Source organism: Thermodesulfobacteriota bacterium (assembly GCA_034189135.1).
Classification (GTDB): Bacteria; Desulfobacterota; Desulfobacteria; order Desulfobacterales; family JAUWMJ01; genus JAUWMJ01.
On record JAXHVO010000115.1, the window covers coordinates 21,174 to 38,703 of the forward strand.

Here is a 17,530-nt window from a genome sequence, read left to right on the forward strand (position 1 = left end):
GGGATTACAACTTGAGTGTATAGCAAAATGTTCGATTCAGTTTCACCAAAACGATACCTAGACAAATGTTCGACGTTTAATGAACGCGTTACTCCATAGTATGAAAGGATATCATGTATATACGATTCTGGGGAGTACGAGGGTCCATAGCAACTCCCCTTACAAACGCCGAGCTGGAAAAAAAAATTAAAACAGCGGTGAAACTGGCCATAAAAGCAGGTATTACTGACACCGTGCAAGTGCCAGATTTTTTACAAAAATTGCCCCTGCATATCCGCAGGACAGTTGGAGGGGACACGGCCTGTGTGGAGATACAGGCTGGAGGTAAAATCCTTATTCTTGATGCGGGCACAGGCTTTCGTCGTCTGGGTTTGGACCTGATCAAAAGATCCGGGGGAAATCCAATTGAAGCTCATATTTTAATGACACACACTCACTGGGATCATATCAGTGGAATTCCTTTCTTTGTTCCGGCTTTTTCCGCTAAAAATAATCTTACTTTTTACAGTCCGTTTCCAGGACTTAAAGAGCGCCTTGCAAGGCAGCAAAATTTTGAGTACTTTCCAGCACCATTATCGCAAACTTTTCAATTCGTTCGCTTGAATGAGAATGCGTCATTTCATATAGGTGATATTAAAATTGAAAATATCCCCCTTATCCATCCCGGAGGAATTTACAGCTATCGAATTACTCATGGTAATAAAACGATCGTATACGCCACAGATTCCGAGTATAAAAAACTATCCCCCAATGCACTTAAACCTTTTACTGATTTTTTCCATGGTACAGACATACTGATATTTGATGCCCAGTATACAATGCTGGAAAATGTTGAAAAGGAAGACTGGGGCCACAGTAATGTATTTACAGGGATAGACATGGCTATTGAAGCTGAAGTGAAAAAACTTGTATTCATCCACCATGAACCCGGCTATAATGATGAGAAATTATATAAAATATTTTTAAAAGCAAAAGAGTATGTTGATATTAATCAGCCCAAAGTACCTCTTAAGCTCATACTCGCCTCCGAAGGGCTAAGCATGACTGTATAGGGATTCGAGCCAAAATAAATACACCAGTTTATTTGACCAATTGGGATCAATGGCTAAAATGCTTCAGTCGTTACATGGTTCATTGAGAAAAATGTAAACGGTTACCGGGCTTTTGACTTTTGGGTGACGAAAGGAAAAAGATGAAAATAGAAGAGACCTTACAACAGGATGTATCGTGCATTAACCTTAATGGACGATTTGATGCCAACACCAGCGATGCGGTGGAAAATTTTATACGGGAAAGAATCGAAAAAGGTCGCAGCCAGTTTGTATTGAATATGAAAAATGTATCGTTTATATCCAGTGCCGGTTTACGCGTTGTTATTATCATTGCTAGGGAACTGAGAAATGAATATCAGGGAGATTTGCATATCGCAGCGCTTCAGCCTTCTGTGAACAGAGTGTTTGAGATATCCGGGCTAAATAATATCCTTAAAATGTTTGACGATGAACAGGCAGCGGGCGAAGCTTTTTCCAAATAGACCGGGCGTTAATAAACATAAGCGATTTTGTGAGGAAACATGAAACAGACATATGACTTTCCGGCTGATACTGCTGTTTTGGAAAAAATAGGCAAGCTGGCAACCGATGCGGGAGGTAATGCCGGGTTTGATGATATTGAAATCGGAGATATCCAGCTTGCTCTTGATGAAGTTTGTACCAATACGATTATTCACGGACTTAAAAGCGATCCATCCAGAACCTTCCAAATGGTACTTCAGTGGGATCCCGGTGCAATCGAGATCCAGATTCATGAATCCGGGGAGCCTTTTGATCCACTGGATTTTGACGATCCGAATCTGGAAAATATTATGGAACAGCAGACCGAGGGTGGCCTGGGACTCTATTTCCTGCGGGAACTTATGGATGAAGCGGACTTTCGGGTTGGACAGGATGGAACAAAAACATGGCGCATTGTAAAAAAGAAAGCTTCTCCGAAAAATCAAATACTGTAGCCTAGAAATATTTAGTTGCACTCCTCATCAAACATCCCCACATGACCTGACGATTATTATTCCAAGCGGATCCGAAGATGAAATGCTTTCTGGTCGGTTAATTAAAACAGATACTCAAGATTGGTAGTTTATACTGTTTCTAAAAATATATTCCGTTTTTAACGATGAAAAACTCGTATATAAGAAATCGTAAAGAAAGAACCAGATATCTTTATTATAATTAATTTCGGTATGACAACGACTACAATCAATTAGCCATATTGCGCTTAAGTTCTTTCTTAACGATTTCTAATACACTCAGACAGTTTCCTCATTTAAAACGGAACATATTTTTGAGAATTACTATAAAGACGAATGCACTCCGAATTTTAGGCATGTTTAATCTTACATTAATGTAATTAATTGGGTAAAAAAATTACATTAATGTAAGACAGCAACATTATTCCCAACCTGCATGATTATCATATCCTATTGCTTTAATTAATAAATATTTTTTTTCCCGGTTTTGGCATATCCATTGCAGATAGATACTACATTAAAATATTTTAAAAGGAAAAATTGCATAACAGCAAATGCATTACAAAGCCTCAGTCATATTGAAAGAAAAAATCGGGCAGTTAATCTCAGATCTTAGGGAAGAAAATACCCTTTCTTTTCTAAAAGGGCATTCGCAAATTTTGGACGAATACTTGCAAACCGGTTTTGCCACAAGCATGGTCGGCCCAAGCATTGACCTGGCAAAAAATCCGTATGCATTCATTGCTCTTGGAGGATATGGCCGTCAGGAGCAATGTGTTTATTCCGATGTCGATCTTCTTTTTCTTTTTAAAGAAAGTGTACCGGTGGAAGCCGAGAGTCTTATCCGTGAAATCGTTTATCCACTGTGGGATATCGGTCTGGATGTCGGTTATGCCACCCGTTCAATAAAGGAGTGTTTAACCCTTGCTCGAAATGATTTTGCAGTTTTGACATCTTTATTGGATGCGCGTTTTATTTGCGGAATGTCTCCTTTATATTCAAAGCTAATGCAGCAGCTGAGGAAAAAAATCATCAAAAAAGATCATCAAAAAATCATTGACCGGCTGGTGGAAAGCAGCAATGAACGCCATATTCGTTTCGGAGACTCTACCTATCGCCTCGAGCCCAACCTGAAGGAAGGACAAGGAGGCTTGAGAGATTATCATACCATACTGTGGCTATCCAGGGTAGAATTTCAACTCAAACAGCCGAGAGATCTTGAGTATGATGGCCGACTCTCCCATGAAGAGTTTAAGGAGCTCACCGAAGCTCTTTCATTTATCTGGAATGTGCGAAATCGGCTCCACTTGTTGGCAGGCAGGAAATGCGATCAACTTCATTTCGAAAATCAGATTTCGCTGGCCGAAAAACTTAAATATAAAATATCAAACGGGCAGCAACCGGTTGAAAGACTTCTGGGCCGGCTTCATCGCATGATGGATTTTATAAAACAGCAACACCTGATGTTTCTTTACGAACTCGGATATAGGGCCGGTAGAAAAACCAGAAAGCGACTAGCAAAGGAGTCTAAGGTAAATGGAATAGAAGTTATAAGGGATATGCTGAACTATACTTCCTCAGAAAAAATCTTAAGCTCACCTAATCTACTGCTTTTCATATTCGAAGAAAGTATGCGGTTGGAAATCCCTCTGAGTCATGAAGCCAAACGAATGGTAAAGGAATTCGGCTATCTTGTCGACACCGACTTCAGAACTTCGGTTTTCAATGTTAAAATTTTTGAACGTATTTTATTAACGCCTGCTCCTGCTTTCAATGTTCTAAAAGAAATGCTCAGCACCGGCTTTTTGGTCCGCTTTATTCCTGAATTTGATCGGATTGTTAACCGGATCCAGTATGATGAGTATCACCTCTTTCCTGTGGATAAGCATTTACTTCGGACCGTGCAGATAGTTAAAAATTTTGCCGCCGGTGGTGATGCCACAGATCCTTTATGTATCGATTTGTATAAAGAACTTAAAAGCAAAAGGCTTTTGCTGTGGGCGGCTTTGCTTCACGATATCGGAAAGGGGGACCTGACAGCCGATCATTCCAAAAGCGGAGCTGGAATTGCTAAAAAAATACTTTCGGAGAAAGGATTTAAATCAAAGGACATTGAAACAGTATCCTTTTTAATTGAAAGGCACCTGTTTTTAATTAAAACAGCCACAAGAAGAGATATCCACGACGAGGAGACATCCATTTTTTGCGCAACAACGGTAAAGGAGATTGATCGCCTGAAAATGCTATATCTTTTGACTGTTGCCGATTCCATGGCAACAGGACCCAAAGCGTGGAATGACTGGACGCAAACCTTGCTCAGGGATTTTTTTCTTAAGGTGTTAAATGTCCTTGAAAAAGGAGAGTTGGCAAGCCGAAAAGCGGTTAAAGTCATGGAAATGAAGAAATCTCAGCTTCTCAGTGAGGAATCGCTACCGGAAAGCAAAAAGGATTTGGAAGAACTCTTTAACGTCTTTTCGCCGAGATATCTTTTGTACGCTGATACAGGGCAGATCACGGAAGATATAAGGCTTTATAAAAGTCTTGGGGAGAAAGAGTTTGTCTGGGACATAACAAAATCAGCCGATGCAAACACACGGGTGGTCAAAATTTGCGCCAAAGACCGGCCAGGAATCTTTTCAAAGATTTCAGGTGTGTTCACTTTAAACAGCATCGATATTATTGATGCACAAATTTTCACCTGGAGAAACCGGATTGCACTGGATATCTTCACTGTCAAACCACCTTTGGAGCAGCTTTTTGAAGATGAACGCTGGAAGCGGGTGGGAAAAAATCTTCAATCAGCATTGTCAGAAGATCTCGATCTTACAAAGTCCCTTAGCGAAAAAATGGCGGCATACAAATCTTTGAAAACCTTGGGATTTATAAGGCCGCATCGAATCGTCGTTGATAATGACAGTTCCAGCTTTTTTACCATTGTTGAGGTGTTTGCATATGACTTTCCCGGACTCCTTTTCACTATTACGGATGCCCTTTTCAGCTGCAAGCTCGATATCTGGGTGGCAAAAATAGCCACCAAGGTGGACCAGGTAGTAGATGTTTTTTATGTCAGGGATTTTGACGGTCAGAAGGTCGATTCGTCTGACCATGTGGATGAAATAAAAGCAGCCATAGAAAAAAGACTTCCGCCAATAGCTTCATAACAGAAGGCTTACGGAGCACATTCATGAAAGTAGGGAGAGGGTGGATTGAAGGATAATGTTATTTTTGACACGATGTAAGCGGTAAAATCTATTAAACCTAACAATAAATACGGGAGAAATATCTAACATGAAATTTAAAAAAATTATTTTAACGGTGAATATCTTATTGGCACCTTTTTCATCAGCCTTTGCGGCTGATATGTTAAATTCAGGTGACACTGCATGGATTATCGTGGCCACAGCTCTGGTTATGGTGATGACACCGGCGGGTCTGGCGCTCTTCTATGGCGGAATGTCACGGTACAAAAACCTTCTCAATACAATTGCAATGACTTTTGTTGCCTATTGTCTCGCGAGTGTGATCTGGATGATGTGGGGCTATACCCTGGCATTTGGCTCTGATAAAGGAGGGGTAATAGGTGGTCTGGAAAATCTGTTTTTAGCCGGAGTCGGTGTGAACAGCCTTACCGGTTCTATTCCGACATATGTCTTTTTACTTTTTCAGATGACGTTTGCCTGTATTACTGTGGCCCTTGTTCTTGGTTCTATTGTTGACAGAATGAAATTTTCTTCGTGGATTGTTTTCACTGTTTTGTGGATCACCTTCATTTATTGCCCCATTGCCCACTGGGTGTGGGGTGGCGGCTGGATGGGGAAAATGGGCGCGCTTGATTTTGCCGGCGGGACGGTGGTGCATATCAATGCCGGTGTGGCCGGCCTCGTTCTTTCCTTAGTTGTAGGCAAGCGGATCGGATATGGTAAAGAAGCAATGTTTCCCTCTAGTATCGTGTTCACCGGTTTGGGTGCGGCGCTTCTCTGGTTTGGATGGTTCGGCTTTAATGCTGGCAGTCAGCTTGCCGCGGACGGCGTTGCCGGGTCCGCTTTCTTGGTTACCAACACTTCTGCTTCCATGGCCGCCCTGTCCTGGATGTTTACAGAATGGCTGGTAAATAAAAAACCGACCGTACTTGGAATGGCATCCGGAGTGGTTGCCGGGCTGGTTGCAATCACACCTGCAGCAGGGTTTGTCAACTTGTCCGCATCGATTGTTATCGGACTCGTTGCTGGAGTTCTTGGTTTTTATTCTGTTGCGGTACTCAAGCAAAAAATGGGTTATGATGATTCTTTAGATGCATTCGGCGTTCACGGCGTATGTGGTATTTGGGGTGCTCTTGCAACCGGAATTTTTGCCAATCCGGCAATAACCGAAGGAGCAAAGGGTCTGATTTATGGGAACCCGAAACAGCTTTGGATCCAGTTTGTTTCCATAGTTGCCACAGCGGTTTTCACAGCTGTCGGAACCATCATTGTAATATATGTGACAAAATTAATCACCAGCGGCTTAAGAGTAGAAGAGGAAAGCGAAATAATGGGTTTGGACAGCTCCATACATGGTGAGAGAGGGTTTGAAATACAGGAAGTATAAAAGCTCATTATATAGATAGATTAAAATTGCGATTACAAGGCAGGAGGACAGATTATGAAAAAAATTGAGGCGGTTATCAAACCATTTAAACTGGATGATGTCAAAGAGGCTTTAAATGAAATAGGCATCCAGGGGATGACTATTTCTGAAGTGAAAGGATACGGAAGACAAAAGGGACACAAGGAGATATACCGTGGTGCAGAGTATGTGGTGGATTTTATTCCCAAGATAAAGATCGAAATCGTTGTCGAAGCCGACAGAGTAGATGAAATTGTAGATAAAATCCGCGATGCGGCCAACACCGGCAAAATAGGTGATGGAAAGATCTTCGTAGTTTCAATTGAACAGGCGATAAGGGTGCGGACCGGAGAAAAAGGGGAAGATGCCATTTGATTTACTACTTACGTAGTTAGTCTGAAGCTGTTTAGGTTGAAGGGGTCAGTAAAGCACGATTGCAGTACTTTAACAGAATGTGATTCTTACATGAAACATGTCTTTAAAATGTGCTTTTTCTACCAGTCTTCAGCCTTCAACCTAAATGCCTATGCAATTACAATAATTTATTAAAGGAGAAATATTATTATGACAGCAAAACAAGTATTAGACATGGTTAAAGAAAAGGATATCAGGGTTGTTGATATCCGCTTTATGGATTTTCCGGGTGTATGGCAGCATTTTACAGTTCCTGTCAGCGAACTGGAAGAGGCGAGTTTTGAAGACGGATTCGGTTTTGACGGGTCGAGTATCCGTGGGTGGCAGCCGATTCACGCCAGTGATATGCTGGTAGTTCCTGATGCTTCTACTGCACAAATAGATCCTTTTTTCAAAGAGCAGACTCTCGTGCTGATAGGCAATATTGTTGATCCGGTGACGAGAGAGTCATACTCTCGTGATCCACGGTACATTACCCAAAAGGCCGAAACCTATCTGAAGAGCACCGGAATTGGTGACACCGCATATTTTGGTCCTGAAGCGGAGTTTTTTATCTTTGATAATATCCGGTTCGAGTCATCAAGCAACAGTTCTTTTTATGAAATTGATTCCATCGAAGGGGTCTGGAATACAGGCAGAGATGAAGATCCCAACCTGGGTTACAAGCCCAGGCACAAAGAAGGCTATTTCCCGGTTCCTCCCATGGATAAATTTCAGGATCTGAGAACAGAGATGGTGCTGGTTTTAGAGAGCCTGGGCATCGATGTTGAATGCCAGCACCACGAGGTTGCTACCGCCGGCCAGGCGGAAATTGATATGCGCTTTAAGCCGTTACTTCAGATGGCGGATCAGCTGATGTGGTTCAAATATGTTTTGAAAAACGTTGCCCATCGTCACAATCGTACCGTTACTTTCATGCCGAAACCGTTGTTTGAAGACAACGGAACAGGTATGCATACACATATAAGCATTTGGAATTCAGATAAACCGCTTTTCGCCGGAGATCAATATGCCGGAGTATCTCAGGAAGCTTTATACGCCATTGGTGGAATTTTAAAGCACTGCAAGGCCCTTTGTGCCTTTACAAATCCCACCACCAACTCATACAAGAGGCTTGTTCCCGGTTTTGAAGCACCGGTAAATCTGGCCTATTCAAGTCGCAATCGAAGTGCGGCAATCCGAATTCCCATGTATTCAGCGTCCCCCAAGGCAAAACGGATAGAGTTCAGAACGCCGGATCCCTCCTGTAATGGCTACCTGGCATTTTCCGCTATGCTTATGGCTGTTATAGACGGTATTCAGAACAAGATGGATCCCGGTGAGCCTCTTGATAAAAACATATACGATCTTCCACCTGAAGAGCTGGCTGAAGTCGAATCCGCTCCCGGCTCACTGGACGAATCGCTTAATGCATTAAAAGAAGACCACCAGTTTCTGTTAAAAGGGGATGTTTTCACTCAGGATGCTATCGACATGTGGATTGAATACAAAACGGAAAACGAAGTCAATCCGGTGAAACTCAGACCTCATCCCCACGAGTTTTTCCTCTATTTTGATATATAGTTTGTCATCAAAGGGTTTAGCCCTCCGTAATTTCGGAGGGCTGATTGCTTTTGACAACATGATTTGTTATCAATTTATAGTAAGGGTTTTTATTCATATCACTTTTTCTATTATACCATTGATTCAAATGACTCTATTGAGAATCGAGGCTTTTTAACCATAACGTTAAACCAAAAGCCAGCTATATAGAAGTGGAAAATAGCTTTCAAACCTATTTGCTATGTGCGGAATAGCGGGAATAATTAATTTTAGCTCTAAAGAAGACATGCAGGATTTACTCAGGCGCATGATCGGTCTTCTCCACCACCGGGGTCCGGATGCTTCCGGCATATATGTCGACAGTAACGCCGGGTTGGCCCATGCAAGATTGAGTATCATAGATCTTAGCGGCGGTGTTCAGCCGATTTATAATGAAGATCAATCTGTGTGGATCGTGTTTAACGGTGAAATATTCAACTACCCTGAACTCCGTGAAGGTTTAATTTTACGGGGTCATCGGTTTTACACTCAAACCGATACTGAAGTCATGGTGCACCTGTACGAAGAACAGGGCCCGGAAATGATTAAGAATCTGAATGGCCAGTTTGCCTTTGCTCTGTGGGACCAAAAAAAGAAAAACCTGATGCTGGGGCGTGACCGCATGGGCATTCGGCCTCTTTTCTATCATCAAAGAAATGGCCGGCTGGTATTCGGTTCTGAAATAAAGGCATTGTTTGCAGATCCGTTGATTCCTCGAAAGCTTGATACCCAAACGCTTTCAGATATATTTACCTGCTGGACGCCGGTGAATTTTTCCACCCCCTTTGAGGATATTAAACAGGTTCCCCCCGGCCATTATGCCATGTTCGGCAAAAAGGGTTTCAACATCCATCGCTATTGGAAATTATCTTTCAACAGTCAAAATGACGAGAACCCTGATAAGCGGTCCCTTTCAGAATGGACTGAAGAATTAAAAGATCTGCTTCGTGATTCTGCCCGTATCAGGCTGCGCGCAGATGTTCCTGTGGGAGCTTATCTAAGCGGCGGGCTTGACAGCACCTATACCAGTGCGCTGGTAAAGCAAAATTTCAATAATTTGCTTCGGACTTTCTCAGTAAGCTTTACGGACAGCCGTTTTGATGAAACCTCTTTTCAGAAAACTGCGGTTAAAGCTCTCAAAACCGAACACCGGGATATCAGGTGTTCAGAAAAAGATATCGGAGATGTGTTCCCTCAGGTGATCTGGCATACGGAAGCCCCGATATTAAGGACGGCTCCGGCGCCGCTTTATCATCTTTCAAAACTGGTAAGGGAAAACAACTTCAAGGTAGTACTAACAGGTGAAGGGGCTGATGAAATATTTGCCGGTTATAATATCTTTAAAGAAGACAGGGTGCGCAGGTTTTGGGCGCGAAATCCTGATTCCGTCATGCGGCCAATGCTCCTTGAAAGGCTTTATCCTTATATTTTTGCCCGACAAAAAGAAAAGGCAAAAGCATTCTTGGAAGGATTCTTCAAAAGGGGTCTTTTAGAAACCGACTCGCCCGCTTATTCGCACTTGCTCAGGTGGGAAAATACTTCCAGACTTAAAAATTTTTTTTCTGCTGAGTTACAAAAGGAAACAGATAGTCTCAACAGTTTTTTTGATCGGTTTGTTTCAACGTTGCCCTCGGGTTTTATGTCATGGCATCCTTTATCAAGAGCGCAGTACACGGAGGTCAGTCTTTTCCTTTCAAACTATCTTTTGTCTTCCCAGGGAGATCGCATGGCCATGGCAAATTCTGTTGAAGGGCGCTATCCGTTTCTCGACCATCGCGTGGTAGAGTTTGCCACACGGGTGCCGCCAGCTTACAGAATGAACGGGCTCAAAGAAAAATTCATTTTAAAACAGGCAGCTCGCGGGATTATACCCACTGAATTAATTGACAGACCAAAACAGCCGTATCGTGCCCCCATAAGCAAGTGCTTTTTTCAGGATCAGCCTGTAGATTATGTAGAGGACTTGCTTTGTGAAAGCGCCATCAGGAAAAACGGCTACTTCGACCCTAAAAAAGTATCACACCTAACAGCGAAATGCCGAGATAAGGACGGGCAGATTTTAAGTGAACGAGAGAATATGGCGCTGGTAGGAATTCTTTCAACACAGCTTTTAGATCACCAGTTTATAGGAAGCTTTCAGGCTTTTCCGGTTCAAAAGTTGCAGGATGTTAAAATCTTTAACCTTTCAGATTAATGACGTTAAAAATTATCAATCGAAATGATTTTTACTTCTTATCGCAGGCTTACTCGTTGCGCATGGTTTAACCACTCTCAATTTTACTTTTTTTTATTATTAAGAAAAAGCAAAATCCGAGTGCGGCCATGACTGCATTGATGCTGAATGCAATGCTGTAGCTTCCGGTGATATCTCGCAGCATACCGCATGCCCAGTGCGCCAGTATTGCACCCATTCCGTAAAAAGGGGTCCAGGCACCGATAACGGTTCCCATGAGGTCTCTGGGAAAATAGTCACCGGCACATGCCCCGTAAATGGGAAATGTGACCCCATAGAAAACCGCTAAAATGCCCACTAGAATATACAGAATAATCCAGGATTGACTGACAAACAAAATTCCGGTCAATGCAATGGTTATGACAAAATTGGAAATGAGAATGGTTTTTTTTCGCCCCAGATAATCCGAAAGAGGCAGAATGGTCAATACTCCTATAATTTGACAAACACCATGAATGGTGGCTAGAAAACTGGCCTTGGAAAGGGGCAACCCCATTTCATATTTGGCAAAGTCCACCATGAAAGTGGTAATGCCGTAGAGGCTGTAAGCGATGCAAAAATAAGACAAGCCGATCATCCAAAACGGTTTTTGCTTTAATACCTTTTCTATAAATGAGACTTTTTCTGTTCGCACGACTTTTGCTGAATCAACTCTTTTCGTCTGCCCCCAAGGTTCAAAGCCGGCGGACTCGGGGTTGCTTCTTAGCAACAAGCTGTTAAAGAGGAACATCACCAGGGCGGCTGCTCCGAGAAAATACCAGGCAAAGCGCCAGTTAAACTGCTGGACAATCCAGGGGAATGCGGCTCCCATGGTTCCGAATCCCAATCCGTATCCGGTAGAAATGATTCCCAGCGCGAGTCCCCTTTTTTTAGGGCTGAACCAGCGCTGAACAACGGTAATCACGGGTGTCCACATACCGGTGGCACCAAGACCCACGATAGCGTAAAAAATACAGGCATCAGGCAGGCTGCGGACGGTACCCATCAGTAATACTCCTGTTCCCAGAATCAGTGAGCAAACGGCAATCACCCGGCGGGCTCCCATCTTGTCGGTGAGAAACCCGGTGAAAGGCGTCAATGCAAGGTACACAAAAAGATAGGCATTGTAAATGGAACCGCCTGCCGTGCGGCTGAATTCGAGATCACGAATCATCTCCGGCAGGACCACTCCATAACCGAGCCGAATGGAATAATTAATGAACAGGTTGCAAAAACAGACGGCCAGAATCAACCAGGCCCAGTGTATTCGATAGGTTTTTTCTGTTTCAGTCAGATTTGACAAAAAGGTGAGTCCTTTCTAAATGGTTTAGCAACGGAAACATATTTATCACAACTACTATAATGGATTCGTAACCACACGCGGTTTTCCATACAGAATATACGCCGCGTTAACATAGTAATACAGGTTTATATTTCAAGGGTTAGCGGGTGTCAATTAGAAACAAGACCTAAATAAGCTCTAGTTACATGAATGCCCGGTGAAGAAGCTTTGCGCTAAATAGCAGGAGCACAACTCCGAAGATGATGCGAATGGTTCTGCCTTTAAGTTTTTCCGACATAATGCGTGAGCCGATCTGGCCTCCGGCAAAAGAAAATAGCGCTGCCAGTAAAACAAATTTCCAGTCGATTTCTCCTATGGACACATGGGTGACAAACCCGGTGAAAGAAGAAAAACAAACGATAAACATAGATGTTGCAGCCGCACTCTTGGTAGGAATGCCGAGAAAGTAGATAAGGAGGGGTACTATAAATACGCCGCCGCCAATTCCAAACAGTCCTGCCATAACACCGATCACCAGTCCGATGAGGCCTCCACCAATAATTTTTCTAAGCCGACTCACGCCTTGGTGACGGCTTTTCACCTGTTTGGAAAAAAGCATCCTTAATGCAGCGAGAAAAATCACTATAGCCATTATCCCCAGGAAAAGCCTTAAATTAATGTGGTGGGTGGTTAACGCTCCAAGTGGTGCGCCCAAAGACGAGGTGATGATCAAAGGAAGGGAAACCGGAAAATCGACCATCTTTTTTTGGATGTAGACATAGGTGGCCGAAGCTGCGGCAATTCCGTTTAAGAAAAGGGAGGCCGAAACAGCCATGGTTTTGGGGAAATCGAGCAATATAAAAAGGGGAGAGAATATCAGCCCTCCTCCCAGACCCACCATGGTCAGGATAAAGGAAGAGAGGAAAATAACAAAAAGTAAAACAACAAAATTCATCAATCAGTTCCTAGGTGGCAAACCTGCCGTCATCTTGAGTATTTTTGACTTTATTCGCTTTTTTCTCAATCCATCCAATCCGGTCCGCTTTTCTTATATCAAACTCAGGGATATACGGTTTGATATCCAACAGGGGAGTCTGGTCCACCACATCGATATCTTCTATATGAAGCACCGCGTCGTTTATCCTGACAAGACGTACAACCGATACTCCTATGGGATTGGGTCGTGCCGGGGCTCTGGTGGCAAACAGGCCGTGAAGCTGATTATCTAAAAAGGGCTTTACTTTTAACTTATACTCTTTTGCCAGATGAAAAAGGTAAATTAGTATGATATGGGAAAACCCTTCAAGATCTGCAAGACCTTCAGCATACTCTGAAAATACTTCAACTTCAGCCTTCATCCCGCCAGACCCGGCCGGCTGGATCGGCGTTCCCGCAGGTGTTTTAAAGGGAGTGCGTATTCTTCCGATCGGTGTATATTCTATTTTTTTCAACGTTTATTTCCTGAAAGGTTCGGCTTTCATCCCGTAACGACGCATAATTTGTTGAAGTGCCTGACGTTCAAGTCCGCAAAGTCGTGCAGCCTGTGTCACATTTCCTTTGCTGGTTGTCAAAAGGTTGCCGATAAAATCGGCGTTAAACTGCTTTAACACCTGTTCTTTTGCATCTTTATATGAGACATCTTGAAAGGTTCTTCCGGTGAAAGCGTTGTTTTTGGTAATCTTTGTAAAGCCAACATCACGGGGTGTAATTTCGTCGGTGCTGGAAAATAATATGCCTTGCATAATAAGATTTTCCATTTCTCTGACATTCCCCTCCCAGGTCTGCTGCATAAAAATCTCCATGAGTTCCGTGGATATTTTATTCACCGATTTTTCCATTTTTTTGCTGTGCTTTTCCAGCAGGTGATTGGCGATAAGGGGGATATCCTCTCGATGTTTTCTGAGCGGAGGCAACTCCAAAGGAAGTACATTCAGTCTATAAAAAAAATCCTGCCTGAACTCGGTATTTTTTATCTTTTTCTCAAGATTCCGGTTGGTAGAAGAGATGATGCGCACATCCACCTCAAAGGTTCTGGTATCGCCTAAAGGTTTAATCTCTTTTTCCTGCAAGACCCGAAGCAGTTTAGTTTGGATGGTGGGGCTGATATCCCCAATTTCATCAAGGAATATGGTTCCCCTGTGGGCCGCCTGGAAAAGACCTGTTTTATTATGGGTGGCATGGGTGAACGCTCCCTTTTTATAGCCAAAAAGCTCACTTTCAAGTATGTTTTCCGGTACCGTTGGGCAATTAACCGCAATAAAAGGTCCTGATCGGCGATTACTTAATGAGTGTATGGCTCTGGCGGAAAGGTCTTTTCCTGTCCCTGATTCACCGGTGATAAGAACCGTCAGATCTGTTTTTGCCACCATCCGAATGGTCTCATACACCCGTTGCATTTTTGTACTCTTACCTACCAGATTTTGAAACACATCACCTTCGCGGCATTCTTTCTGGAGTCTGATGTTTTCCATAAGCAGGCTGCTTCTTTCCAGAGCTTTTTCCAGCCGCAGCACAAGCGCATCATGATCAAAGGGCTTGGTAATAAAATCATAAGCACTTCTTTTCATGGCCTTGACAGCCATTTCTATATCGCCGTGGCCGGTCATCATTACCACCGTAAGATCAGGATTTTCTCTTTTTATCAACTCAAGAAGTTCCAGACCGTTCATACCCGGCATTTTTATATCGGCTAAAACCAGGTCAAACATTTTTCTTTCAAGTAACTGCAGAGCCTCTTCTCCTGATAGCGCTGTTTCAACCGTGCAGTTTAAATCCGGCTCCAGACTTCGCTTTAAAAGCTGGAGCATGTCCATCTCGTCATCAACTATTAAAATAGATCGTTTCATATATAGATTCACTTTTGTCTCAAGTTAACTGGAAGAAAAATGGTAAAGGTGGAGCCTTTTCCCCGCTTGCTTTCCACCAGGATTTCACCGTGGTGATTTTTTATTATTCCGTAACTCACCGACAGGCCCAGGCCGGTCCCTTCCCCTGTGGGTTTGGTTGTAAAAAAAGGATCGAAAATCCGGGATAAATTCTTTCTTTCAATGCCGTAGCCTGTATCAATTACTTTTATACAGGCCTGGCTTTTCGCTGGAACCAACTTGGTGGCTACTTTTATGGTTCCGGTATTGCCGACCGCGTGTTTTGCATTCATGAGAAGGTTCATGAACACCTGTTTTATTTTTCTTTCATTGATGAGTATCGGGGGAATAGTTATATCATAATCTCTGATAATTGCTACTTTATCAAGATCTGCATGATGCACGATAAAATTTAGCACATCATCTATTGCTTCATGAATGTTAATTACTTCCCATTCCGGGTTTGAGCTCCTGGAAAAACTGAGCAGATCTTCGACAATGGATTTGCAGTTTTTTACGTGTTTTTCAATGGTTTTAAGATCTTTGTACCGCTCAGTTTCAGAGTCTTCATCCCTTAAAAGAAGTTGAGTATAGCCCAGAATAATCCCTAAGGGATTATTCATTTCGTGGGCCACCCCTGCTGAAAGCTGTCCGATGGAGGCAAGTTTATCGGCCTGGGCCATCTGGTTTTCCATTAACTTTTTTTGTTTTTTATCACCAACAGGGTAATTAATGGCGCTGTCAAAATCCGAGGAATCCTTATTCGCACTTTCATTCACCGGGAATATTGAATCAGCGTTGTTTTTCTCTGTTTCTGTTATCATATTCGGGGTAAATTTCCATACTCGTGAAAAAAAAAAGGCAACCACCGCTGCAACTATAAGCATGAATGAATTAACAGCCCCTGTATATGGGATTATCAAATTCGATATCCATTCATTGCCTGACAGTAAAAGGCTATATGTTGCAATATGACCAACAGATCTAAAAACTGCAAAAAGGGCGAGGGAGAAGCAAAGCCAGAAAAAGTATTCCCAGATGATCTTACCCGGATGTTTATTCATCAGTTTGCGGACAATATTCAGGCAAAAAAGAGATAAGACGGCCACTAAGATCGAGCCTGCAAGATCCACAATCGATATGGGTAACGAAGAAATAATCATGCCTGCTCCTTTTTCAAACCATCAGGCATTGAATCATTTAGCGGCTTTTCATTTAAAAGGCGTATTAAGCCATAATATAAAAAGATAAACCCGGGCAGCAGAAGCAGATAGTCCATTCGGGCAAGATAGTAAAAAAATTTTAGAAGATTGTTATCAAAATAATCATTGATCTTAACTTGCCAGAGTCCAATTGTTTTTATCTGGATAATATTGAGCTGTTCATCCAGAAAATGAACTGCAGATGCATCCAGGCTCCACAGGATAAAAAAAAAGGCTGAATACTGGATGAATTTCCAGCCTGGTGACCGGAGGCATTGTTTATTCTTCAGCCGGTAAATCAGAATTCCCATGGAAATGATAAAAAAGATATGAGCGAGCTGATGGATATGGACACCCTCCGGGCGGCCATAATCACAGGTGGATAGAGCCGGGTCCGGGCTTAAAATTGTCCACAAAAAAGCGGCAACAAAAAAAACAACGGTGTAGACTCTGTTTTTCATAATTAAGATTTCTTTGCTTAACTGAATGTTGCATGAAAATTGATGAGGCACTGTGTCAAATTTCAGGCTTTAGCCGACTGGTTTCTTTTTAACATGACTTTCTGATACTTTTTTTTAATAAAAAACCAGCATAGGTAAATAACAAGGATTGACACGATAAACCAGAAGACACCTCCCACCAGAACAGGATTTGGTCCGGAACCGGCGAATTTGAATACATACTCACGCCCAAAAACCTTAATCAAATTTTCAGTTCTGTACGCTTCATTAACATAAGCGGCAAAGATTAAAATGGGAAGATACTTTGTCACAATGCTGAGCATAAATCCTTCAAAAAAGAAATCATAATAAACCTTGTTCAGTTTTGCCTGATCAATATTTTTTGCCAGGAGTCTGGCCTTTTCTGAATCTTCACATTTCATGGCCTCTTGGCGAATATTGTACCAGTGCTTGAACTCTTTTGTCAGTGCTTCGTATCGTTTGGTTTTAATCAGTTTGGTCAGAATTTTTGTTATTACAACTGTAAGGAGAGCAATGACTGATATGGCAAAGGCCGGCCCGAAAAAGTTTAACGGAGCGAAAACAAAATCAAAAAAACTTTCAAAAAAATCGATTAAATCTAAAATCTTAAACCACAGACTGTCTAATAATTGTTCCATTTAAGTAAGATCCCAATTAAGCGAAAGATGCTCAATTTTCAGTTCGTTGTGGTCAGTAATCCGTCGTTATAACAGGAATGTTTCATTGCTCGGCATTACTATCATAAGTGAAAGGTACATCTTTGCTATCTGTAACAGATCAACCCTTAACGGACAACCCTAAAATTGATAGAATAACTTGGTCATATATTCTGCGGTTCAGATTTTCAATTATGCGCTATTTT

15 protein-coding genes are annotated in these 17,530 nt (G+C 42.4%); 8 read left to right on the plus strand and 7 right to left on the minus strand.

Annotated features, from left to right (window positions below; all coding sequences use genetic code 11):
* Positions 1 to 113 precede the first annotated feature (113 nt).
* From SWH54_16595 to asnB, 8 genes are all read left to right on the plus strand, one after another.
* Positions 114 to 1,052, plus strand: a complete 939-nt coding sequence (locus SWH54_16595) for an MBL fold metallo-hydrolase (protein MDY6792885.1) — start codon at positions 114 to 116, stop codon at positions 1,050 to 1,052.
* A 140-nt stretch (positions 1,053 to 1,192) separates the two neighbouring features.
* Entirely contained in the window at positions 1,193 to 1,534 is a 342-nt protein-coding gene (locus SWH54_16600; GenBank protein MDY6792886.1) for an STAS domain-containing protein, read from the plus strand.
* A 39-nt stretch (positions 1,535 to 1,573) separates the two neighbouring features.
* Positions 1,574 to 2,008, plus strand: coding sequence for an ATP-binding protein (locus SWH54_16605; protein ID MDY6792887.1), 435 nt, complete (start codon positions 1,574 to 1,576; stop codon positions 2,006 to 2,008).
* A 572-nt stretch (positions 2,009 to 2,580) separates the two neighbouring features.
* Positions 2,581 to 5,187, plus strand: a complete 2,607-nt coding sequence (gene glnD / locus SWH54_16610) for a [protein-PII] uridylyltransferase (protein ID MDY6792888.1) — start codon at positions 2,581 to 2,583, stop codon at positions 5,185 to 5,187.
* Between the two features lie 127 nt (positions 5,188 to 5,314).
* Entirely contained in the window at positions 5,315 to 6,613 is a 1,299-nt protein-coding gene (locus SWH54_16615; GenBank protein ID MDY6792889.1) for an ammonium transporter, read from the plus strand.
* 54 nt (positions 6,614 to 6,667) lie between these two features.
* Entirely contained in the window at positions 6,668 to 7,006 is a 339-nt protein-coding gene (locus SWH54_16620) for a P-II family nitrogen regulator (protein ID MDY6792890.1), read from the plus strand.
* A gap of 189 nt (positions 7,007 to 7,195) precedes the next feature.
* Positions 7,196 to 8,608 (plus strand): type I glutamate--ammonia ligase, encoded by a 1,413-nt coding sequence (gene glnA / locus SWH54_16625; protein ID MDY6792891.1) that lies wholly within the window; start codon positions 7,196 to 7,198, stop codon positions 8,606 to 8,608.
* 220 nt (positions 8,609 to 8,828) lie between these two features.
* Positions 8,829 to 10,820 carry an asparagine synthase (glutamine-hydrolyzing) gene (asnB, locus tag SWH54_16630; protein MDY6792892.1) on the plus strand — a complete coding sequence of 664 codons (1,992 nt, stop codon included), beginning with the start codon at positions 8,829 to 8,831 and terminating at the stop codon, positions 10,818 to 10,820.
* Positions 10,821 to 10,887: 67 nt separating this feature from the next.
* Here asnB and SWH54_16635 read toward each other — a convergent pair whose 3' ends face one another.
* The 7 genes from SWH54_16635 to SWH54_16665 all read right to left on the minus strand — a co-directional run bounded on the left by SWH54_16635 (position 10,888) and on the right by SWH54_16665 (position 17,306).
* Positions 10,888 to 12,141, minus strand: coding sequence for an MFS transporter (locus SWH54_16635; protein MDY6792893.1), 1,254 nt, complete (start codon positions 12,139 to 12,141; stop codon positions 10,888 to 10,890).
* 181 nt (positions 12,142 to 12,322) lie between these two features.
* Positions 12,323 to 13,075: a sulfite exporter TauE/SafE family protein gene (locus tag SWH54_16640; GenBank protein MDY6792894.1), complete on the minus strand. Its 753-nt coding sequence runs from the start codon at positions 13,073 to 13,075 to the stop codon at positions 12,323 to 12,325.
* Between the two features lie 10 nt (positions 13,076 to 13,085).
* A complete protein-coding gene (gene tsaA, locus SWH54_16645) occupies positions 13,086 to 13,571 on the minus strand; it encodes a tRNA (N6-threonylcarbamoyladenosine(37)-N6)-methyltransferase TrmO (protein MDY6792895.1) in 486 nt (161 codons plus the stop codon).
* Positions 13,572 to 13,574: 3 nt separating this feature from the next.
* The gene (locus SWH54_16650; protein MDY6792896.1) at positions 13,575 to 14,966 is read right to left on the minus strand and encodes a sigma-54 dependent transcriptional regulator; all 1,392 of its coding nucleotides are present in this window, start codon (positions 14,964 to 14,966) and stop codon (positions 13,575 to 13,577) included.
* Positions 14,967 to 14,974: 8 nt separating this feature from the next.
* Positions 14,975 to 16,147 (minus strand): ATP-binding protein, encoded by a 1,173-nt coding sequence (locus tag SWH54_16655; protein MDY6792897.1) that lies wholly within the window; start codon positions 16,145 to 16,147, stop codon positions 14,975 to 14,977.
* Complete coding sequence (locus tag SWH54_16660) at positions 16,144 to 16,647, minus strand: hypothetical protein (protein MDY6792898.1); 504 nt, start codon at positions 16,645 to 16,647, stop codon at positions 16,144 to 16,146. Before SWH54_16660 ends, SWH54_16655 begins: the two co-directional genes overlap by 4 nt.
* A 62-nt stretch (positions 16,648 to 16,709) precedes the next feature.
* Positions 16,710 to 17,306 (minus strand): hypothetical protein, encoded by a 597-nt coding sequence (locus tag SWH54_16665; protein ID MDY6792899.1) that lies wholly within the window; start codon positions 17,304 to 17,306, stop codon positions 16,710 to 16,712.
* Positions 17,307 to 17,530: the final 224 nt, after the last annotated feature.